Source organism: Xylella fastidiosa (assembly GCF_011801475.1).
GTDB classification, from domain to species: Bacteria; Pseudomonadota; Gammaproteobacteria; order Xanthomonadales; family Xanthomonadaceae; genus Xylella; species Xylella fastidiosa.
Genome location: NZ_CP044352.1, coordinates 1,059,366 through 1,080,947, shown reverse-complemented (window position 1 = coordinate 1,080,947; position 21,582 = coordinate 1,059,366). Strand labels below are relative to the sequence as shown.

Below are 21,582 nucleotides of genomic sequence, written 5' to 3'. Positions count from 1 at the left end.
GATACAAAAACATCTACCGGATCGAAACCACGACCCGCAATTGCTCCATCCGATATCAACACGATGAATTCAGAACGCGCACAAATCGCGAACCCACCAACACAAACACCAGTGCCGCAACAGCAGGAAATACCGCTGGCAATGGTGCATGGCCAGCCAGTGCTACAGATCCCTCAGGACCTATACATCCCCCAGATGCGCTGGAAGTCATTCTTGATGCATTCGAAGGTCCTCTGGACCTGCTTCTGTATCTCATCCGCCGTCAGAACCTGAATATCCTCGACATTCCGGTTGCTGAAATCACCCGACAATACGTTGACTACATCAATGTGATGCAGGAACTGCGCTTTGAACTGGCCGCTGAGTATCTTGTCATGGCAGCTATCCTCGCAGAAATCAAATCACGCATGCTTCTACCGCGCCCACCCGACATCGAAAACGAAGAAGGTGAAGATCCCCGCGCCGAATTGGTACGGCGTTTGCAAGAATATGAACGCTTCAAACAAGCCGCTGAAGATCTGGACGCCCTACCACGGATGGACCGCGACAACAGCGCAGCACATGCCTTTGTTCCAGACCAGACCACAGTACGGATTCCTCCTCCGGTCAACATGAAAGAACTGCTGCTGGCACTACAAGACGTCCTCAAACGTGCCGAACTGTTCAGCGGCCACGCCATCCGACGCGAAGCACTGAGCGTACGCCAACGCATGGGCGATATACTGGCACATCTGGAAGGCGGCAAGTTTCACCCGTTTACGGCGCTGTTCACCGCTGAGGAAGGCAAGCTTGGTGTGCTAGTCACCTTCCTAGCAATACTGGAACTCGCCAAAGAACAGCTATTGGATATCGTCCAAGAAGCTTCACTAGGCCCGATCTACATAAAATCCCTGGCCACCCATCACACCAACGGAGCGCTGCAGCTCTCCAGCGACTTCGACAACAGCCCCTCAACCCATGTCCCCCCATGAAGCCGACAACCAGCTGGATTTGACATTGATCGCACGCATCGTCGAAGGTGCATTGCTGGCCAGCAATCAACCACTAACACTGGCGCAACTGCAAGGCTTGTTCCCAAACGACCCACCGATCCCCCCGGATAGCATCCAGCGTGCCATTGAACTGCTACAGCACACCTGTACTGAACGCAGCGTAGAACTGGTGGAAGTAGCCTCCGGTTTCCGTTTTCAACTCAAAGCAGATGTGCATGCTTGGGTCAGCCCGCTCTGGACAGAACGCAAGACAAAATACTCTCGCGCCACACTTGAAACCTTAGCCCTCATTGCCTACCGCCAACCGATCACACGTGGAGAAATCGAGCAAATACGCGGCGTCGCCGTCAACAGCAATATTATTCACACATTGGAAGAACGCGAATGGATTCGTGTTGTCGGCCATCGCGATGCACCTGGCAAACCAGCATTATTCGGTACTACCAAAGCATTTCTAGATTACTTCGGACTTAAACGTCTGGACGAACTACCGCCACTATCGGACCTGAAAGACATTGGCGAACTGGAACCGCAATTGCCGCTGCATAACAACCACCGACACACCGCACAGCTTCAAATTCAAACAGACCAGACTCCCAACAGATCAATATCAGGCACAACAGCCCCCATATCTGGCATTTCTCCGCAACCAACCCAAGAGGTGAATACCGATACACAGAGCAACAGACCTGATAACAATCGACCTTGAAAATCACAACACCTCCCCCTTTCCCCTCGAAGACGTACCGGATAACAGCGTGACACCACCAAACGAACACGAAGACAACACCATCAACAAAACGTCTACAGCCGATCACTACATTGACTCAGACTCACAGAGCGACGCAGACACGCCCCCGGACGGAACTTACCCCCATGAGTGATACCCCAAAACCACCATCAAACACACTTTCACTCAAACGCGAGACAGCCACAGAAGCACCAAAACTGGAAGAGCGCCTGCATAAAGTGCTTGCCCAAGCGGGTCTAGGTTCCCGCCGTGCCCTGGAACAACGCATCTCCAACGGACTCATCAAAGTCAATGGAGACATTGCGCAGCTCGGCATGTCCGTTAAAAGTGGCGACAAAATCGAACTGGACGGCCGCAGCTTCGTCGCCAGCGCCCTCACTGAACCGGCGCGCGTACTGATCTACAACAAACCAGAAGGCGAAGTGACCACACGCGAAGACCCAGAGGGTCGCCCCACTGTGTTCGAAACACTCCCCGTCCTCAAAGGCGCACGTTGGATCGCCATCGGCCGCCTGGATATCAACACCACTGGCTTATTACTGCTCACCACAGACGGCGAACTTGCCAATGCAATGATGCACCCCTCATCGGAAATAGAACGCGAATATGTCGTACGTGTACGCTCCCCCGAAGGAGAAGAACATGTGCAGGATGAGCTACTCGAGCAACTTACGCGCGGCGTCATGCTGGAAGACGGCACCGCAAAATTCGACACGATTGAACGCATCGGCAACACCGACTCACACGACTGGTTTCGTGTCGTCGTCAAAGAAGGCCGCAACCGCGAAGTACGTCGGCTATGGGAATCGCAAGGCTGCCAAGTCAGCCGCCTCAAACGTACACGTTATGGTTCCGTCCTCCTACCACGCGAACTACTGCGTGGCCAATCGACCGAACTACCCAAGACCCAAGTAGAAGCACTACGCACCCAACTGAAACTAGAAAAAGACATGCCGTTAGCACTCACCCTGCAACCGGTTATCGGCCAACGCCGTTCAGCCAAAGCCACGCTGCACGTGAATCGCAACGACAACAACAAACACGCCTACCACAACAACCACAGCACCGCCGATGAAAGTCGCGAACTGCGTCGCTTTGACACCCTGCGTGATGACCGAGGTCGCGGCCAAGGCAAGCACCACTTCAAAGATAGACTGACTGTCAGTGGTGAAGCTGCCGCAAAACAAGCACACAAACCCTTCAAACAATACAAACCCAAGAACGACCGTTCGCTATCGGAAGGCAGCCCGGCAACATTCCAGAGCTGGTACGTCCCTGAAGGCGTCAGCACCGGCCCCCGCAACCACCGCAATGCTGGTGCTGGCAATGGTGCCCACCCCAACAAAAAAAGCCCAAACCCAAACACCCGTAACACACAGGGACAACAAACACGCAAGTCTCCATACAAATACACGAACAATGCACCCAACTTCCCCTCCGACCACGCCACGCCAACCTTCAACCCCTATGGCAACCCTGGTCAGAAAACAGGAGCAGGCCAACCAAACAACAGCGGTGGCAAATACAACCGGAATCGGGGACCAAGATACCCATAATCATTCAACCCTCATTAGCCCCATTGAAACATCTCAAGCATTCACCACCACATTCCCCCCTTACAAACGCTTGAAACCAAATCAATCACCAACGAATAACCTTGCATTCCGCAACATCAATACCCATTGATTTAGCTAAAACACCCGGAACGCCCGCTTATCCTGCCTGCCTGATAAGCAGGCACCCACCACTGCACACCTGCGAACAACTTACAACCTTACAAACCCCTGAAAAGCGGCTTCGAAGCTCCCCACAACAATAAAACGATGCATAGTACTCAATCAGTAAAACCAACAACGAAACACCCACTGTAACCACACACAGCACCTGACTCACAGCAAACCCAGGCCCCACCTCCATTCATTCATCATTCCGTCATAGCAACCCCAACGGAATCCTCAACTTGCTGGTTTGCACCCCCCTGCCGAGCGTGGCTGCACACGCCGCGCAACATTGCTCTGGCCGCCAGATTCACGGCGTTTAATGACGAAATTGCCGAAACCAATACCAAGATCAATGCCACTCCCCGTCCCGCCTAGAGACAACGACGCATCCCCTTTCGTCACTAACTGGATGTTCCCTGATTTCACAATCCCGACATGCGCCTCCGCCCCACCATACGTGCCAAACACATCATTGATGTTGTAGATCCCAAAGAACTTGCCGCGCCCACCAATGATCTTGGACTTGCCAAACGTCAGCCCCCCCCCTTGGCGCTAATCGTGACTGGAACCACCATGCCATTCGCACACGTGACCGTACCAATACCACTGGCCGTCTTATAGAACACCGACCAACCAGCCAAATTAAAGCGAAGCTTACAGCCCATATCGTCTACAGCTTTGGCTTGTGGCGTCAATAAAACCGTACTCAAAGCCACCGCTATGGCCCAATACTTAAAATGCATGATCGGTATTCCAAATGAACAATGGCGCTGACTGTAGCAGCCCATCCCCCTAGGAGATGAGATACCCCCAAGTGCCCATTCAGCAACTAATCACCGATTAATACCCGCCCATTTCCAACGCAAAAGCATCTGCATCCAGCATTGCCGGAAAACGAGCGCGGTGCTCTGCCAACACCTGCCCCGAAATGACCGTAGTCACCACCTGTTCACGCCCGCGGATCTCCACTTGAGCCTGACCAAAGACATCAATCACCGCACTATCCCCCACATAATGCAATTGATTACCATCCACCCCCACCCGATTGACCCCAACGACATAACATAAATTCTCAATCGCACGCGCCCGCAACAGCGTTTTCCAAGCCTCAGCCCGTACCGACGGCCAGTTGGCAACAAAAAGCTGCACATCAAAATCAAGCTGGCCAGAACGCTCAACGTCATAGCGATTCCTGCAAAACACGGGGAAACGCAAGTCATAACAAATCTGCGGATTGATTCTCCAGCCCTTCCATTCCACAACCAAACGCCTACACCCAGCGACATAACGCTGATGCTCGTTCGCATAACGAAACAAATGCCGCTTATCGTACGTCTCCAACCGTCCCTCTGGAGTCGCCCATAACAACCGATTGAATACCCCCTCAGGCGTACATAACCGCACACTTCCCGTCACCACAGCCTCTAAAGACGCCGCCTGCTCAAGAACCCAAGCGACCGTCGGACCATCCATCCCCTCCACATCCTCAAGGACATCGTTAGAAAAACCACTGGTAAACGTCTCAGGCAACACCGCCACATCCGTGACACCCGCCAGAGGAGCCAACAGCGCACCGTAGTAATGCCGATTACCCGCTGCGTCATGCCACCGCGTCTCACCTTGAACAAGAGAAATACGCAAATCCTGCATCACATCCTCCACATCAAAGCCGTTGTAACCGCTCGATCGCCGCCCCCAACGTCATATCATTTTTAGCGAAACACAACCGCACCAAACGCTGCCCCGCTGGAGCAGTCTCATAGAACGGCGATAACGGAATCGACGCCACCCCCTTTTCCACCGCTAACCACCTTGAAAACTCCACATCAGACAAATCACTGACCGCCCCATAATCCACCAACTGAAAATAACCTCCCGACACAGGCAACGGCACTAACTTGGTTGTCAACAACTGCTCACGGAAACAATCCCGTCTTGCCTGATAGAACAAACCAACCTGCTCCACATACCCAGGCTCCTCATGCAACATCGCAGCAAACGCATATTGCGCCGGTCCAAAACTAGTAAACGTGTTGTATTGATGGACCTTACGAAACTCCGCACTAAGCGCCGACGGTGCAATCGCATAACCGATTTTCCATCCGGTGCAATGATAGGTTTTACCGAAACTAGAAATCACAAACGCACGCGCACGCAACTGCGGCCAACGCAACACCGACTCATGGCCACACCCATCAAACACAATATGCTCATACACCTCATCGGAAATCAGCAAAATATCCGTCCCATCCAACAAAGCCGCTAAAGCCCGCATATCATCGGCTGAAAACAACGCCCCGGACGGATTATGCGGACTATTCACGATCAACAACCGCGTTCTTGACGTGATCGCCGCACCCACCCGCTCCCAATCCACCTTAAAACTCACCGCATCCAATGGCACATGCACCGCACGCGCACCGGCCAACACAATCCCCGGCTCATAACAGTCATACGCTGGATCAAGCACAATGACCTCATCACCCGCCCCCACCACCGCATGGATTGCATTAAAAATCGCCTCCGTCGCCCCACTGGTCACCGTGATCTCAACATCCGCATCCACCTGCGCACCGTAACAGCGCAACACCTTCGCAGCGATTCCCTGACGCAACCCAGCCACCCCAATCATCGGCGGATACTGATTGTGTCCCTCACGCACCGCACCCGCCAACGCCTCCTGCAAACGCAACGGCACCGGAAAATCCGGAAACCCCTGCCCTAAATTGACCGCCCCATACACATCCGCCAACTGCGACATCACACTAAATATCGTGGTCCCCACTTGGGGTAACTTACTCGTGACCTGCATGAAGGACTTATCTCTCGTCAGAACATAAAAGAACGCAAAGTCTACTGAATGTGTATCCGAGTACCGCCCCATGGACCGCAACATCCACCATACACCTGCCCACCACACCGCTCCACACACCATGCCGCGATACAATGCCCCCGCATTCACCTGCCTGCCACATATCGCGTGCTTCCCAATCGCACCCCCTGATGACCGCCCTTCCCTCCTCCGCACCGCCCCTACTGGCTGCACATGCCCTGACCTACTCGCGCAACGCAATCCCCATCCTCGGCCCCCTGCATTTCCACATCAATCCCGGTGAAGCCCTCATCGTCCAGGGACCCAACGGCATCGGCAAAACCACCCTACTACGCATCCTGGCCGGACTCCTGCACAGCGACAGCGGCCACATCCACATCAACACACACCACAACACCACAGCCCCAGAACGCACCCGCCACATTGCCTACCTGAGCCACCTCCCTGGACTGAAACAAGACCTCTCAGCCCTGGAAAACCTCCACTTTCTGAACGCCTTGCACGGCTGCCACCCCCAACGGACACCCAGCAACGCACTCACCATCGTTGGCCTGACAGACCATGCACAGACACTGGTTCGGCAACTTTCAGCCGGCCAGAAAAAACGCCTCAGCCTGGCCCGACTGTGGCTCTCACCAGCCCCGTTATGGCTCTTGGACGAACCCTACGCCAACCTAGATCCAGAGGGCATCACACTCCTCAACCACATCCTCACCACACACCTTCACACCCAAGGCGGCACACTGCTCACCACACCCGGCGCGCTCCCCACACTGCCAGTCCCCACCCGCCTGCTTCACTTACAGAAAGCTCCATGAGCGCACCGCCCCCTCCCCTATCCCTCTGGCAGGCCTCATCTGCCATCATCACCCGAGACCTGCGCCTACTGTGGCGCCGCCGCGCCGCCGCCATACACCCCATCTTAGTTGCACTGCTCATTACCCTCCTCTTCACCCTCGGCCTGGGCCCCAAACCACAACAACTGGCAGACGCCGCCCCAACCATCCTATGGATCACAGTGCTCCTCGCAAGCTTACTGACACTGGACACACTGTTCCGCGCCGACGTTGAAGACGGCACCATGGAACAATGGCTCCTCTCACCCGTCCCCCTCGCCTGGCTCATCGCCGTGCGGATCGCCTGCCACTGGACCGCCAGCGTCCTACCACTGATCATCATCACCCCATTACTGGGCGCATTCCTGCAACTACCACATGAACAACTGCCCATCGTGATGGCATCCCTACTATTGGGCACCCCACTACTAAGCCTCCTCGGCGCTGTCATCGCCGCACTGACCGTCACCATGCCACGCGCTGGGATCCTCGTCGCGCTCCTTGCACTCCCCCTATACGTCCCCGTCCTGATATTCGGCACCGGCAGCATCACCGCCGCCACCCAGGGCCATGACAGTACTGGCGCACTCCTTCTCCTCGGCGCCGGCTTAGCCCTTGGCACAGTACTAGCGCCACTCACCGCTGCCGCAGCAATCCGCATTTCACTCAGCTAAAACACCCTTGTTTATCCAAGCACCCACCACCGCATGAACACCTTTGTCCATACACTGCATCGGCTCAGCTCACCGCAGACGTTCGACCAATTCGCCGCCCGCTGGGCACCCCGATGCTATTGCACCGCACTGATCCTGATGATTCCCGCACTGTGGCAAGCCCTGATCGTCTTGCCACCAGAACACTACATGGGCGACAGCGTACGCATCGTCTATCTCCATGTCCCCAGTGCATGGATGAGCCTGTTCATATTCGGACTGATGGCACTGTACGCAGCAATCGCCTTGGTATGGCGCATCAAATTGTGCGAGATCCTCGCAATGGCATGCGCCCCCAGCGGTGCCGCCTTCACCCTCATCACCTTACTGACCGGAAGCCTGTGGGGTCGTAGCACCTGGGGTACCTTCTGGGACTGGGATCCCCGCCTGACAAGCGAACTAATCCTCCTATTCCTCTATTTGGGCGTGATCGGCCTCTACCACACTATCGAAGACCGCCGCACCGCAGCACGCACCGCCGGACTCCTTGCCATCGTCGGCACCGCACTGCTACCCGTCATCCGTTACTCCGTCCTCTGGTGGAACTCCCTACATCAAGGGCAAACCCTGCGCCTCTTTGGCACATCAAGCATGTACGGCATCACCACAGTGTGGCTGATGGTGGCAGCCACCCAATGCTGGTTCCTTGGCTCACTGCTACGCCGCGCCCGTGCCGAAAACCTACGCTGGAACGCCAACCAACACTGGGTCACCGCACACCTGGAGTCACCCCGATGACCCACCTCCCCTATGTCACCGGCGCGTATGCCGTATTCATCCTCATCCTCCTATGGGACTGGCTCGCCGCACGCCGCCAACTCCACACTGCACAGCGACTTGCACAGCATTTACACAAATGCCGCAACACACCTGCCATCAACAACACACCGACACAATGAATGCACGCCGCCGCCTTTGGAGTGTCCTGATGCTGATACTGGCCGTCGGAACCGCAGCCACCCTCACTATCATGGCGTTGCGACACAACCTCACATACCTATACATGCCCTCAGAAGTACTACGTGGCGACACGGCACAGCAAACACATTTCAGACTCGGCGGCATCGTAGAAAAAGGATCATTCCAACGCACCTCCGGCACCCTGAACACCCGCTTCATCGTCACCGATGGCAACGCACGCCTCCAAGTACGCTATGCCCGCATCCTCCCAGACCTGTTCCGCGAAGGCCAAGCAATCGTCGCAACCGGACAGATGCAACATGGCACCTTCATTGCAGAAAACATCTTGGCACGGCACAACGAAACCTATACACCGCGGCAACTGGCCAACAAAATGCAACCCACACCTACGCAACACACCCACCTAGATACCCCCATCGCCGAAACAACACCTTGAGCAGTTCCGCACCACCACACCGGTATCAGATGATGCCTCCCCAGCCCCTGGAACCACACCCTGCACCCCTGCTCCTCCCATGAAGCCCCCCCGCCGCATCCCCACTCGATACAACCCACATGCTGCCTGAGTTTGGCCAGATCCTCCTGATCCTCGCCCTGCTGACAGCACTGCTGCAGGGACTGCTTCCCCTGATTGGCGCCCAGCGCCGCCGCACTGCTTGGATGGCCGTTGCACGCCCAGCCGCCTATGTGCAACTGAGCCTGCTCGCTAGCGCATTCGCACTGCTCACCTATGCCTTCCTCGGCAACGACTTCTCCGTCCAGTACGTCGCCGAAAACTCTCATTCACTGCTACCCACCCTCTACCGCTCTACCGCCGTGTGGGGTGCCCACGAAGGATCCCTCCTACTCTGGGTATTACTCCTGGCAGGATGGACCGCCAGCGTCGCCTTACGTTCCCACACCCTCCCAGCCACCCTGAGCGCACGCATCCTTGGCGTCCTGGGCCTGATTGCACTCGGCTTCCTCGCACTGATCCTCTTCACCTCCAACCCATTCGCACGTCTCCTGCCTGCCGTCCCAGAAGGGAACGACCTCAACCCGTTGCTGCAAGATCCCGGAATGATTCTGCATCCCCCCCTGTTATATGCCGGCTACATCGGTTTGGCGGTACCATTCGCCTTTGCCGTCGCGGTCCTGCTGGAAGGACGGATAGAGCCAGCCTGGCTACGCTGGAGCCGACCTTGGACCAACATCGCCTGGGCACTGCTGACCTTGGGCATTGCCCTGGGCAGCTGGTGGGCCTATTACGAACTCGGCTGGGGCGGCTGGTGGTTCTGGGACCCAGTGGAAAACGCCAGCTTCATGCCTTGGCTCATCGGTGTCGCACTGATTCATTCCCAAGCGATCACCGACAAACGCGGCAGCTTCACCCAATGGACACTCCTGCTCGCAATCACCGCCTTTGCACTAGCACTGCTTGGCACATTCCTCGTTCGCTCAAGCGTACTGACCTCAGTCCATGCCTTTGCTGCTGATCCGGTACGCGGCACGTTTATTCTGCTGCTCATCTTCACGTTGATTGGCGGCGCACTGCTGCTGTATGCACGGCGTGCACCGCAGCTCACCCCCGTCACAATGGACATGCAACAACGCTTTACACCCGTCTCACGCGAAACCCTATTACTGCTCAACAACCTATTGCTGACCTGCGCCTGTGCGATGGTACTGCTAGGCACCCTCTATCCCCTGCTGGCCGATGCACTGGCACTGGGTCAACTTTCAGTCGGCCCACCCTACTTCGGCCCCCTATTCACCCTGCTGATGACACCACTAATCGTCTTACTGCCATTGGGTCCATTCACCCGATGGCAACGCGAACACCCCTCAACACCCCTCGTATTGCTGGCCCCTTGGGCCGCACTGAGCCTGGTTGTCGCCGCACTGGCTGGCATCGCCACACCACAACACCATTGGAAAACCATGCTCAGCGTGGCCGCGGCAGCATGGGTACTCCTAGGAACCCTCCGCTTCCTCTGGTGGCACTGGCGCACCACCGAATCCCGTCCCACCCCCAGCACCCTGGGCATGGTCCTGGCACACGCCGGAATTGGCGTCTTCCTCACTGGTGCGCTGTTAGTTGAAACACTCAGCCTACAACGTGAAATTGCACTCACCCCTGGCCAGACACTCACCCTCGGCCCCATCACCCTACACTTTGATGCCATCCTCGAACACCACGGCCCCAACTACGTGGCTGATCGCGCCCAATTCAGCCTATTACGCAACACGCATCCCCTGGGCACCCTGACGACAGAAAAACGCCGCTATGTCAGTGGCGGCCAAGTCACCACCGAAGTTGGCATCCATCCTGGAGCGCTCGGTGATATTTACGTCGCCTTAGGAGAATCGCTCGGCAATGGGTCATGGGCAATTCAGGCACACTACAAACCATTCGTCCGCTGGATCTGGCTGGGCGCAGCACTGATGGCCCTGGGCGGGCTGATCGCTGCTGCTGATCGCCGGTTCCGCCACCACCCGGAGTCATCGCATGTCTGATTCACCCCGCCGCTTTCCCACCCCGCTACTCCTTACAGGTGTCATGGGAGTGCTGATCCTGATCGCACTGCTCACCTTCACATTAATGCGCTCCTGGGATAACGCATCGGACCAATCGGCACTACTCGGGAAACCAGCGCCAAACTTCTCACTCCCACTGCTGCATGACCCGTCACTGCAAATCAGCAACACCGACTTAGCCGGTGCCCCCTACCTGTTGCATGTCTGGGGCAGCTGGTGTGCCGCCTGCGCCACCGAACAGCCCGTACTGACGCACTTTGCACTCAGCAAGCGGGTACGCGTGATTGGCTACAACTGGAAAGACCGGCGGGAAGATGCCTTGCAATGGCTCGAACAACTCGGCAACCCGTATTTGGCCGTGGTGTCTGATCCAGAAGGCAAAACCGCTATAGATTGGGGCGTGACCGCCGCACCAACAACATTCTTGATTGACGGACGTGGGATCGTACGCTGGCATCACAAAGGCGCCCTGAATCAGCAGATGATCGAACACAAACTACTACCGATCCTTGCCGATATCGAACACTCACCCACCGCCGCACCCGCATTGCATCAGGCACCATGAAACACGCACGTGCACTTCTGCTATGTGCGGCATTGCCCTTTGCCATCCAAGCACAGCTAAGGAGCGATCCAACACCACTCCACTATCGCGATACCGCCGAAGCAACCCGTTTTCACACCCTCACCGCAGAACTACGCTGCGTGCAATGCCCAAACCAGTCACTGGCTGATTCTCAAGCCCCAATCGCCCAAGACCTGCGGCATCAAGTGTTGTCACTGATGCACCAAGGTCACAGCGACGCACAAATCAAACAATTTATGGTGGATCGCTACGGCCTCTTCGTGCTGTACCACCCACCATTGCAGTACACCACCCTGGCACTGTGGTTCGGTCCACTGCTCTTACTACTCATCGGCGTGACCGTGGTTACAGGGGTGATCCGGCGCTACCGCGCACCCCCACCGCCCTCAGACAACCGCACCACCAGGTGAAACCCACGTTTTGGTTCCTGACGCTATTATTCACCCTGGCAACATTAAGCCTGGTGCTAAAACCACTGTGGCCCCAAGCACGCGGCACCCTGGCAATGTCATTACTCCTGCTGAGTCTTGCTGCCGCCGCACTGTATACCTTGGTCGGCACCCCACAGGCATTACAACCGGCCCAGATCGCCGCACCGCAGACCCTTGATGCAGCCATTGCACAACTGCGTGACACCTTGCATCAGCATCCAGAACGGATAGAAGGCTGGATGCTACTGGGACACGCACTGCGCCAACAACAGCGTTTTGGCGAAGCACAGAAGGCCTTTACAGAAGCCGCGCGACGCGCCCCAAACAATCCCGATATTTTGATGGCTACTGCAGAAATACGGATGCACATGGCACCAAACCAACGCCTTGACGCCGAAGCAATCGGCCTCCTCAAACACGTCTTGATCTTGCAACCCCGGCACCAACGCGCCCGCTGGTTTCTCGGCATGGCATACCGCCAAGCCGGCGATGCCGCCGCCGCAGTAGCAACCTGGGAACCGCTGCTGAGCGTCGTCGACACCGCAACCGCCCGCAGCCTAGGCGAACAGATCGCCCTAGCACAGCACGATGCCCACGTAGCAGCACAGCCACATCAATCGCACCCACATCAATAACTGGGCGCACGTTCCACCAACCGCACCGACACTGGGCCGCAACCGGACACTCCCCAGCTTGGACACCAACACATTGCCTTACACCAATCGCCGTGACCGGCCCCCTAGAGAAACGACCACTGCATCTGCGCGTTGCTAACAGCACCGCCCCTGAAACCACGCCAGCCATCCTGCCACATCAACAGGGAGCAGCAGCATCCCACCTGGCACACAACAATCACACATCACCACGCAGCAAAAACCTGGCCTATGCTCTGGCACGCTTTGATCGACAAGAAAACAAGCCAATTGCACTCACATCCCATCATGAAGATGCAAAGACCTGCCGTAGCCCATTCCCGCTCTGGACATGCTCCTAACTCACACTGCGTCCCCCTTCTGGGGCATCACACATCAGGCACTATCTGCACACCACATGAAAAAGGCAGAGACCACAACAGCGACGCGCGCCACAACCACATCTGCCAGGTTCCCCCACGTCGTGCCAAACACGGATCGCTCAATCCTAAGCACAGACCTCACTAGAATTTTGAAATGACCGAATTTATCCCTCCGGGCAGCCTATTCCATGCGCTCTCCTCTCCATTTGCGATGAAGCGTGGCGGACAACTCCACCACGCCCGCATCGCTTACGAAACATGGGGCCGCCTCAATGCCGGCGCCACCAATGCCATTCTGATCATGCCTGGCTTATCACCCAATGCACATGCCGCACACCATGACAGCAATGCTGAGCCAGGCTGGTGGGAGTCAATGCTAGGTCCAGGCAAACCCATCGACACAGACCGTTGGTTCGTGATCTGTGTCAACTCACTTGGTAGCTGCAAAGGATCGACTGGCCCTGCATCGTACAACCCCATCACGCAGGCCATGTATCGTTTGGACTTTCCAGCACTGTCAATCGAAGACGGGGCCAATGCCGCAATTGAAGTGGTACATGCACTGGGCATCAAGCAACTTGCCAGCCTGATCGGCAATTCAATGGGGGGCATGACGGCACTGGCCATCCTGCTGTTACATCCAGATATTGCCCGCAGCCACATCAACATCTCAGGCAGCGCGCAGGCATTACCGTTTTCCATCGCCATTCGCTCGCTACAACGCGAGGCGATCCGCCTGGACCCCCATTGGAAGCAGGGACACTACGACGACACCCACTACCCGGAATCGGGGCTACGCATCGCACGCAAACTCGGGGTGATCACCTACCGCTCCGCGCTGGAATGGGACGGGCGTTTTGGCCGGGTACGCTTGGATTCGGACCAAACCAACGACACACCATTCGGACTGGAATTCCAAATTGAAAACTACTTGGAAAGCCATGCGCACCGCTTCGTGCACACCTTCGACCCAAACTGCTACCTGTACCTGAGCCGCTCCATGGACTGGTTCGACGTGGCCGAGTACGCCAATGGAGACATTATTGCCGGACTGGCCAGGATCCGAATCCAACGCGCACTCGCCATCGGTAGCCATACCGACATCCTCTTTCCAATACAACAGCAACAACAAATTGCCGAAGGGCTACGCCGTGGCGGTACACACGCCACCTTCCTGGGCCTTGACTCACCGCAGGGACATGATGCATTCCTTGTAGATATCGCAGGATTTGGCCCTCCAGTGAAGGAATTTCTGGACGAACTGTGAGCCCCCCGGAACCGTAAGACGCCTGCGCAGATGTACACAGACAGGCTCATCAGCACCAAGCAACCCGCATCCCCGCAAGCGCAACGATGCATTGATCCACACCTTGAGGAGTGCGCTCATACAACAACAGCGTGATCCAATAGCAACGCGCAGCCGTGGAGGCCGCCGACCAGCGCCTCCACGTTCATTCGACACATCCGGCATTTTTTGAAATGCCGTCATTGTGACCGACAGCAGCTGTGTTGCTTGGATCAACGTCCGGCCACTGCTGTTTCAACATCCGCATGGCCGCTGTACAGCTGCGATTGGACACACATTGATTAGATAGGCGAATCAGGAAATACGCTGGAAAAATTGATAAATGCCGCCGAACAATCGTATGGGTTGCCCACACCTGGACTTCCACTCACAGTCACATCGTAAGCAACCGAGGGGGTAATCAAAGGAGCGAAACTGACCGGACCGGGACCGAAGTGAAAATGCACTGCCTGCGGATTGGCGAATACGACACTGCTGGGAGGCGCTATCAATGTTGGCAAAAAACCGTCGAATACGACGTTATCCATGCTCAGCGTCATTGGCAGATTATTCCCACTGCCCAGGATCCCCATGAAAAGCAGCTGACCAGCACCAAAGACAGGACTTTCAAGCACATGAATATCTTGCAGCACGATATTTTTGAAGAGTGGATAAGAATTCCCGTTGGAAGGTTTGTAGAAGGTGTCAAACGCCAGCGGACGTTTCAGACGACGCATGCATATTTTGGAGTAGGTGACATGGTCGACCACTCCGCCATGATCGGCATCAGATTTCATCTGCAAACCATTGCTGTTAGGGCTGTCAAAGCCGTCGATACTCAAATCACTGACTTCCATATCGTGTACACCTGACTCGGTGTCGCTACCGATGGACATGCCATGTCCATAGCCAAAGTGGTTGTGTAAGAAGCTCAGAGCGTAGCTTGGCATCTTGCCCCGCGCTTTGATGGCAACGTGGTCATCCCCAGTGCTGATGTAGGAGTACGCTAGCAGCACGTGGTTTGATTGCCCAGGATCAAAGCCATCGGTGTTCTTGACCGTGTCCGGGGTAAAGCATGTCGCCGGCGTCACAACATCCGGCGTGGTACCGGGCGGACAGTGGTACCCCGGCGTGGTATAGACCAAGCTTGGGGTCAGGATGCGGATGCCCCATGCGGTGACACCGCTAACCGTATCAGCAACCACATGGAAGTTAGGTGCATTTTCGATGGCAACACGGTACAACGTGAAGTCGTTACCGCCCCTGATTTGGATCAACCGTGGTACCTGTTGATGCAGTGCATGGCGCTTGTTCTGATAGGCCAGGTCCCACCAGGTACGCTGCCGAGCATACTTACCGCCAGTCAAAATGCTACCGCCACGCCCATCAATGACACCCCCACCCACGATACCGCTACCGGTGGTGTTGATCGCGGAGATCAAAGGCATACAACTGAACTCATGAGTTGACGTTGCAGTACCGCACGTACCATTGCCTTTGTCGTAATCCTTGGGGTTGCGCGATGCAAACAGCGTAACACCCTCGTCAATCCACAACGTCACCCCAGATTTCAAGTGCAACGGCCCACTCAAAAAGCCGGATTTGCGATGACTGTCGATCACTAGTTTGACCGCGCTACCGGCGGGACAATCATCAATGGCATCCTGTAAACGCTTGGTATCAGGCTTGGAAACCTTTGGATTGGCATCGAGTGCGTCAATGGAGCCATGTTTAGGAGTCAGGCGCGCAGGCAATACCGTACACACGTGGGTAGGTAGGCTGGGACGTTGCACCTCGCCCCATAGCGTTTTCACCGATACCGGCTCGGAAAGATCTGATGAGGACAGCTGTGACACTCGAAAGACATCAGCAGTGCCGCCCATTGCGGCAAAACAGTGCAGTCCAAACACTAGGGGGAGGAAACGGTCAAGGTTCATAAGAAAAACACTCTGAAAAAAAGGGTAAGGAAGCAGTCGCACCGGAGGCAAAAAGGACCAACATCGTTAGGCCAGCACTAGGGAGAGACTCACCGTCACATTGCGATTGCGATTGCGATTGCGATGTTTGTATCAGCATGACCAGAAGGGCTAACCAGCAACCGGCGGTGCTCTGAGCTGTTAGGCAAGGACGCAGGGGTATAGCCTGACCAGCATCAGGGGTTGCTGGCTGTGCTACGTCGGGGACATCGACTGGAGTGCAATGATGGCAATAGTGGATGTGTCCCGAGGCATATCCTCCAGCAAACTAGTACACCGGACTGAAGCTGAGCGATTGCCGAACACTGGGGAGAAAACGGCAGCGGATCATCACTGGTGAAGGGGGCCTGTTGACGTTGGGCGTTACTGGCGACAAACAACATCGGAGGGCGCCGATGCTTAATATGGCCACCGATGACTGGTCGGTTAGTGTGATTCTGGGGGCTGCCAGTGCAACGGATGGGGTCATTGCGCGGGTTTGGAACTGAATCCATCCATCCATCCATCCATCCATCCATCCATCCAGGCAGGTAGGCAGGTAGGCAGGTAGGCAGGTAGGCAGGTAGGCAGGTAGGCAGGTAGGCAGGTAGGTAGGTAGGTAGTAGAAAATAGCTGGCTTGATACGGGATTCGGCAGCCCTTGCGTCCGTATCGTCCGCCGTGTGGGGCACAGGTCAGGAACGAGCATTGCTACGCTCCCCTTTCAGTCTCCACCGCTGGCAGCACGCCAGCACTGCCAGAGTTGCCGTAATGGCGATGGGGCGCCGCGCTGCCCCAGCACTTCACGCTGCAAGCGTAGCCGCAGCAGACACGACCAGATCCTGTGCGGGCGTACCAATGTGGGCTTCACCGGCCAAGCAGCAAGCAGTTGTGCACGCCATGCCAGGAGACTAACTCCGGCAGGGGCCGCCGCCTCGCCCATCGCGCGGTGACGGGCATCCAACCATTGCACTGCAAGCGCGCGTCTGTCAGCCCCTTCAATACGAGCAAACGCCACCGTTTCTACTGCGGCGATGGCTTCTACCAGCGGTTGCAATGGCAGCAAGGCCTGGTCAAAGGAATCAGGGCGTCGGCGTGCCGCCTGCAATGCGGGCAAGGCATCGGCTAAGACGGCCCAGGGTGCAGAGACAGGCTCTAACAACCGTCCGAGGGGATGCCGCGAGCGCTGCGCTGTCCAGTCCATCAGTTCTTGCTGCCACCAGGCAAGCTTGGCATCGGCTGGCAGTGGGTCGCCTGCGACATTCATGACATCTTCAAATTCTTGAAGCAGGGTGAACCATGCCATCGCCAGAGGCCGCTGCAGCTCAGGGATAAACACTTCGGCCACTGACCATTGCGGCCAGCGGGCCAGCCACTTGTCCAGGAAGCTATCCAGAGCAACGGAGCCAGTCACCGTCAGTACACGATCAATACAACAAGGCGATGTTCAGGTGCTGGGCCAAACATCGGGCCGACTCAACAGGTGGGGTTGTTCAACCAGGGTATCGGCCTGCCAGGTCATGGGGTTGTCTTCATGGGAGCGATATCCCCACAGTGCAACCATTGAGGGCATACCCGCCGCACGTGCCGCCTGGATGTCTCTGACATCGTCCCCCACGTAGACACAGTCTGTAGGCATGACGCCAATACGCTCAGCGGCCGTCAACAGTGGTAGGGGATGCGGTTTACGCTCGGCGAGGGTATCTCCGCCGATCAGCACGGCGCAACGGGATGTCCATCCCAGCAACGGTAAGATCAGCCGCGCTAAAAACTCCGGTTTGTTGGTAACAATGCCCCACACCGTCCCAGCGCACTCCAGAGCATGAAGCATCATTTCAACGCCATCGAATGGCTTGGAGACGCTACCAATCAGTGCTTCATAACGCTGGAGAAACTCCGGTATCAGTCCCTGGATGGCTGCGGCATCCAGTTCCGGGAAAGCCACAGCAATAATCCTAAATGTGCCTCTGGAAATCACCGGACGTAGTTGCATCAAGGTGATTGGGGCACGACCACGTGCAGCCAACATGGCGTTGGCAGTGGCAAGCATGTCGGGGGCGCTATCAAGCAATGTGCCATCCAAATCAAACAACACGGTACGGGGGAAGGCGTTGCCGGACACTTCATTCAGTGGCATGCGAAGCCTCAGGGGAGATGGCGCAAGCAAGATAGTTGATGTCAGTGCGAGCGGTAAGCCGGGCACGATTGCGCCACGGCTCGTACCGCATGCCGCTGACATCTTCCAAATGCAGTCCTGCGTGACGCAACCAAGCGGCCAGTTCAGCTGGTCTGATGAAGTCTTTGTACTGGTGGGTGCCTTTAGGCAAGAGACGCACCACATATTCAGCACCCACCACGGCCAGCATGAATGCAGCCAGGGTCCGGTTGATTGTGGACACAAACAATCTGCCTCCGGGTTTTAAGAGGTGGGCGCAGGCGTCCACAATCGCCGCAGGATCAGGGACATGCTCAAGCATTTCCATGCAGGCGATGGCATCAAACGGGGCCGGTTGTTCAGCAAGCAGGTCTTCAATGGCCTGGATGCGGTAGTCGACCTGGATCCCCGATTCCAAACCATGCAGACGGGCGACCTTAATCAGTTCTGGAACCAGGTCAATGGCGGTGACGTGTGCGCCTTGGCGCGCCAGGGCTTCACTCAACAGTCCGCCACCGCAACCGACATCAAGGACACGGGCACCAGACAGGGACACACGCTTGCTGATGTAATCCAAACGGACCGGATTCAAGGCATGTAAGGGTTTCTGGGGGCCGTGTGGATCCCACCAACCACTGGTGAAGGATGCGAATTTATCCAGTTCACTTTGGCGGTAATTCTTGGAAACACGGTCATATGAGGAGGGCATGGCGAATCTCCTTGAAGCGGTGCGCAGGATTCAAATACGGATGGCGCGGATGCGCTCGCGCCACTGACGCGCTTTAGTCAGCAGTGCTGCGGTATCAATGCCGATGAGCTCACGCTGGATCAATTTTGGCTGGCCGGCAATCCACACATCCGTGACGTGCTGACGCCCTGCAGCGTAAACCAGTTGCGAGAGTACGTGGTACAAGGGTTGTGTTTCGAGCGCGCTCAAGTCCACGCAGATCAGGTCGGCTTGCTTGCCGATTTCAATGGAACCGATCAGATGGCCGAAACCGAGTGCGCGGGCACCGCCCAGGGTCGCCGCACGCAAGGTGGTCGCTGCGTCCAAGGCGGTAGGGTCGTTGGCCACAGCTTTCGCCAGCATGGCTGCGATGCGATGTTCACTAAACATGTCTAGGTCGTTGTTGCTTGCACAGCCATCGGTACCGATGGCGAGGTTCACACCAGCGCGGTGCAGTGCGAAAGCGGGGCAAAAACCGGAAGCCAGTTTGAGGTTGGATTCTGGGCAATGCACTACGCTAACTCCACGTGTGGCGCACAATTGGATCTCGGCTTCTGTTAATTGCGTCATATGTACCGCAATCAGGCGGTCATTGACCAAATCAAGCCGGTCCAATCGCGCCAACGGACGCTGGCCATGGTGTTTGATGGAGTCAGCAATTTCCTGGGCGGTTTCGTGGGTATGCAGATGCACCAAAACATCCAGTTGATCGGCAAGGACGCGGATGCGCTCGAAGTTCGCATCGCTCACTGTATAGGGGGCATGTGGCGCAAAGGCGGTACCGATTAAGGGATCGCCGCGCCATTGGTCGTGCAATTCAATGGCACGGGCAAAGTACTCATCATCGCTGTTGGCCCAGGCGGTCGGAAAATCAATGATGATCGCACCGACCAGGGCGCGGAAACCGTGCTGTTTGTAAACGGCGGCTTGGACATCAGGGAAAAAATAGTTCTCGTTGGCGCAGGTGGTGCCACCACGCAGCATCTCGGCGATGGCCAGTGCGGTGCCGTCGCCCACAAATTCCGGGCCGATCACGGCGGTCTCCACGGGCCAGATGTGTTGTTGCAACCATGTCATGAGTGGCAGGTCATCGGCCATGCCACGTAGTAGGGTCATGGGGTTGTGGGTATGGGCGTTGACCAATCCGGGTAATAAGGCGGCTTGAGGGCGGCTGACCGTGAGCGAGGGGGCAAAGCGCAGGCGGGCCTCGGCAATTGGAAGTAGGCCAACGATGACACTCTCACGGACCGCAACGGCATGTTGTTCTAGCACGATGCCATGTGGTTGGATGGGGACAACGTAGCCAGCCTCGATCAGCACATCGCAGGGTTCAGCAGGGAGAGATTCATTGGTCATGACAAGTGGGGCCAGAAGGTGATGTAGGAGGATCTGGCCCTGTCTGTAAAGCAAAGGCCAGCCAGTGTGGTTGCTATGTTGGCTGGCATCGGGTTCTCAATAGTGGCTTGCATACGCAATCAGTGGAAGAAACCGTGTTATTTGACACGTGAGACGTACTCGCCAGAGCGGGTATCCACTTTGATGACTTCATCTTGATTCACAAATAACGGGACACGCACGACAGCACCGGTTTCCAAGGTAGCGGGCTTGCCGCCGCCGCCAGAGGTGTCACCGCGTAAGCCCGGATCGGTTTCGGTGATTTTCAGTTCGACGAAGTTCGGTGGCTGCACTCCGATCGGCACACCGTTCCAGAGTGTGACCACACACTGTTCTTCACCTTTAAGCCATTTTTCGGCGCCACCCATTCCGTTTTTGTCGGCTTGAACTTGTTCAAAGGTTTCTTGTTGCATGAAGTGCCAGTATTCGCCATCGCTGTACAAATACTGCATATCTGTATCGACCACGTCGGCTGCTTCAAGCGTATCGGTGGATTTCATGGTGACTTCCTGCACCCGGCCAGATTTGATCAAACGGTATTTGACGCGGGTAAAGGCTTGGCCCTTACCAGGCTTGACATATTCAGTGTCCGTAATGACTGCGGGTTCGGCATTGACCAGAATTTTCATGCCGTTTTTTACATCGTTCATGCCGTAACTGGCCATGCTGAAGTTCCTCAATTAAACAAAAAAACCGCCGCGATAGGAGGGGGCAGCGGATACAATGAGGCAGCCCACCGAACATGGTGGG

21 protein-coding genes and 3 pseudogenes are annotated in these 21,582 nt (G+C 56.3%); 14 read left to right on the top strand and 10 right to left on the bottom strand.

Annotated elements, in window-relative coordinates; translation table 11 throughout:
* Window positions 1–63: 63 nt before the first annotated feature.
* The 3 genes and pseudogenes from F7G16_RS04720 (at window position 64) to rluB (ending at window position 3,299) form a co-directional block, all read left to right on the top strand.
* Window positions 64–971 (top strand): annotated as a pseudogene (locus F7G16_RS04720) (segregation and condensation protein A).
* Window positions 958–1,536, top strand: a pseudogene (gene scpB / locus F7G16_RS04715) (SMC-Scp complex subunit ScpB); the annotation flags it as partial. The pseudogenes F7G16_RS04720 and scpB, both read left to right, overlap by 14 nt.
* 332 nt (window positions 1,537–1,868) lie before the next feature.
* Window positions 1,869–3,299: a 23S rRNA pseudouridine(2605) synthase RluB gene (rluB, locus tag F7G16_RS04710; RefSeq protein WP_004088470.1), complete on the top strand. Its 1,431-nt coding sequence runs from the start codon at window positions 1,869–1,871 to the stop codon at window positions 3,297–3,299.
* Window positions 3,300–3,698: 399 nt separating this feature from the next.
* Here the strand turns inward: rluB and F7G16_RS04705 are convergent.
* From F7G16_RS04705 to F7G16_RS04695, 3 genes and pseudogenes are all read right to left on the bottom strand, one after another.
* A pseudogene (locus tag F7G16_RS04705) lies at window positions 3,699–4,207 on the bottom strand (hypothetical protein).
* A 97-nt stretch (window positions 4,208–4,304) separates the two neighbouring features.
* Window positions 4,305–5,114: an amidohydrolase gene (locus F7G16_RS04700; RefSeq protein WP_004088475.1), complete on the bottom strand. Its 810-nt coding sequence runs from the start codon at window positions 5,112–5,114 to the stop codon at window positions 4,305–4,307.
* A gap of 13 nt (window positions 5,115–5,127) precedes the next feature.
* Entirely contained in the window at window positions 5,128–6,276 is a 1,149-nt protein-coding gene (locus F7G16_RS04695) for a pyridoxal phosphate-dependent aminotransferase (protein ID WP_004088476.1), read from the bottom strand.
* 191 nt (window positions 6,277–6,467) lie between these two features.
* Here F7G16_RS04695 and ccmA point away from each other — a divergent pair, with 191 nt between their 5' ends.
* The 11 genes from ccmA to metX all read left to right on the top strand — a co-directional run bounded on the left by ccmA (window position 6,468) and on the right by metX (window position 14,583).
* A complete protein-coding gene (gene ccmA / locus F7G16_RS04690) occupies window positions 6,468–7,115 on the top strand; it encodes a heme ABC exporter ATP-binding protein CcmA (RefSeq protein WP_004088477.1) in 648 nt (215 codons plus the stop codon).
* On the top strand, window positions 7,112–7,807 hold the full coding sequence (ccmB, locus tag F7G16_RS04685) for a heme exporter protein CcmB (RefSeq protein WP_004088478.1): 696 nt from the start codon (window positions 7,112–7,114) through the stop codon (window positions 7,805–7,807). The genes ccmA and ccmB overlap by 4 nt, the downstream gene beginning before the upstream one ends.
* 33 nt (window positions 7,808–7,840) lie before the next feature.
* Window positions 7,841–8,584, top strand: a complete 744-nt coding sequence (gene ccmC, locus F7G16_RS04680; protein WP_004088479.1) for a heme ABC transporter permease CcmC — start codon at window positions 7,841–7,843, stop codon at window positions 8,582–8,584.
* The gene (locus F7G16_RS04675) at window positions 8,581–8,745 is read left to right on the top strand and encodes a heme exporter protein CcmD (protein ID WP_012382686.1); all 165 of its coding nucleotides are present in this window, start codon (window positions 8,581–8,583) and stop codon (window positions 8,743–8,745) included. Before ccmC ends, F7G16_RS04675 begins: the two co-directional genes overlap by 4 nt.
* Window positions 8,742–9,203 (top strand): cytochrome c maturation protein CcmE, encoded by a 462-nt coding sequence (gene ccmE / locus F7G16_RS04670; RefSeq protein WP_011098126.1) that lies wholly within the window; start codon window positions 8,742–8,744, stop codon window positions 9,201–9,203. Before F7G16_RS04675 ends, ccmE begins: the two co-directional genes overlap by 4 nt.
* Before the next feature lie 119 nt (window positions 9,204–9,322).
* Window positions 9,323–11,263, top strand: coding sequence for a heme lyase CcmF/NrfE family subunit (locus tag F7G16_RS04665; protein ID WP_004088485.1), 1,941 nt, complete (start codon window positions 9,323–9,325; stop codon window positions 11,261–11,263).
* Entirely contained in the window at window positions 11,256–11,849 is a 594-nt protein-coding gene (locus F7G16_RS04660; protein ID WP_004088487.1) for a DsbE family thiol:disulfide interchange protein, read from the top strand. Before F7G16_RS04665 ends, F7G16_RS04660 begins: the two co-directional genes overlap by 8 nt.
* Complete coding sequence (locus F7G16_RS04655) at window positions 11,846–12,280, top strand: cytochrome c-type biogenesis protein (RefSeq protein ID WP_004088488.1); 435 nt, start codon at window positions 11,846–11,848, stop codon at window positions 12,278–12,280. The genes F7G16_RS04660 and F7G16_RS04655 overlap by 4 nt, the downstream gene beginning before the upstream one ends.
* Window positions 12,281–12,333: 53 nt before the next feature.
* Window positions 12,334–12,936 (top strand): tetratricopeptide repeat protein, encoded by a 603-nt coding sequence (locus tag F7G16_RS04650; RefSeq protein WP_228762612.1) that lies wholly within the window; start codon window positions 12,334–12,336, stop codon window positions 12,934–12,936.
* A 92-nt stretch (window positions 12,937–13,028) separates the two neighbouring features.
* Window positions 13,029–13,295 carry a hypothetical protein gene (locus tag F7G16_RS04645; RefSeq protein WP_011098128.1) on the top strand — a complete coding sequence of 89 codons (267 nt, stop codon included), beginning with the start codon at window positions 13,029–13,031 and terminating at the stop codon, window positions 13,293–13,295.
* Between the two features lie 175 nt (window positions 13,296–13,470).
* Window positions 13,471–14,583, top strand: coding sequence for a homoserine O-acetyltransferase MetX (metX, locus tag F7G16_RS04640; RefSeq protein ID WP_004088494.1), 1,113 nt, complete (start codon window positions 13,471–13,473; stop codon window positions 14,581–14,583).
* Window positions 14,584–14,903: 320 nt separating this feature from the next.
* On the opposite strand, the gene F7G16_RS04635 is transcribed toward metX, so the two are convergent.
* The 7 genes from F7G16_RS04635 to efp all read right to left on the bottom strand — a co-directional run bounded on the left by F7G16_RS04635 (window position 14,904) and on the right by efp (window position 21,497).
* A complete protein-coding gene (locus F7G16_RS04635; protein ID WP_004088495.1) occupies window positions 14,904–16,538 on the bottom strand; it encodes a glycoside hydrolase family 28 protein in 1,635 nt (544 codons plus the stop codon).
* A 307-nt stretch (window positions 16,539–16,845) separates the two neighbouring features.
* Window positions 16,846–17,247 (bottom strand): hypothetical protein, encoded by a 402-nt coding sequence (locus F7G16_RS04630; RefSeq protein ID WP_167405110.1) that lies wholly within the window; start codon window positions 17,245–17,247, stop codon window positions 16,846–16,848.
* A gap of 32 nt (window positions 17,248–17,279) precedes the next feature.
* Window positions 17,280–17,969 carry an isoprenoid biosynthesis enzyme family protein gene (locus F7G16_RS04625; RefSeq protein ID WP_011098130.1) on the bottom strand — a complete coding sequence of 230 codons (690 nt, stop codon included), beginning with the start codon at window positions 17,967–17,969 and terminating at the stop codon, window positions 17,280–17,282.
* A 33-nt stretch (window positions 17,970–18,002) separates the two neighbouring features.
* Window positions 18,003–18,692 (bottom strand): phosphoglycolate phosphatase, encoded by a 690-nt coding sequence (locus F7G16_RS04620; protein WP_004088499.1) that lies wholly within the window; start codon window positions 18,690–18,692, stop codon window positions 18,003–18,005.
* Window positions 18,679–19,419 carry a bifunctional 2-polyprenyl-6-hydroxyphenol methylase/3-demethylubiquinol 3-O-methyltransferase UbiG gene (ubiG, locus tag F7G16_RS04615; protein ID WP_004088501.1) on the bottom strand — a complete coding sequence of 247 codons (741 nt, stop codon included), beginning with the start codon at window positions 19,417–19,419 and terminating at the stop codon, window positions 18,679–18,681. Before ubiG ends, F7G16_RS04620 begins: the two co-directional genes overlap by 14 nt.
* 30 nt (window positions 19,420–19,449) lie before the next feature.
* Entirely contained in the window at window positions 19,450–20,793 is a 1,344-nt protein-coding gene (locus F7G16_RS04610) for a TRZ/ATZ family hydrolase (RefSeq protein WP_004088502.1), read from the bottom strand.
* A gap of 137 nt (window positions 20,794–20,930) precedes the next feature.
* Window positions 20,931–21,497, bottom strand: a complete 567-nt coding sequence (gene efp / locus F7G16_RS04605; RefSeq protein ID WP_004086027.1) for an elongation factor P — start codon at window positions 21,495–21,497, stop codon at window positions 20,931–20,933.
* Between the last annotated feature and the right edge of the window lie 85 nt (window positions 21,498–21,582).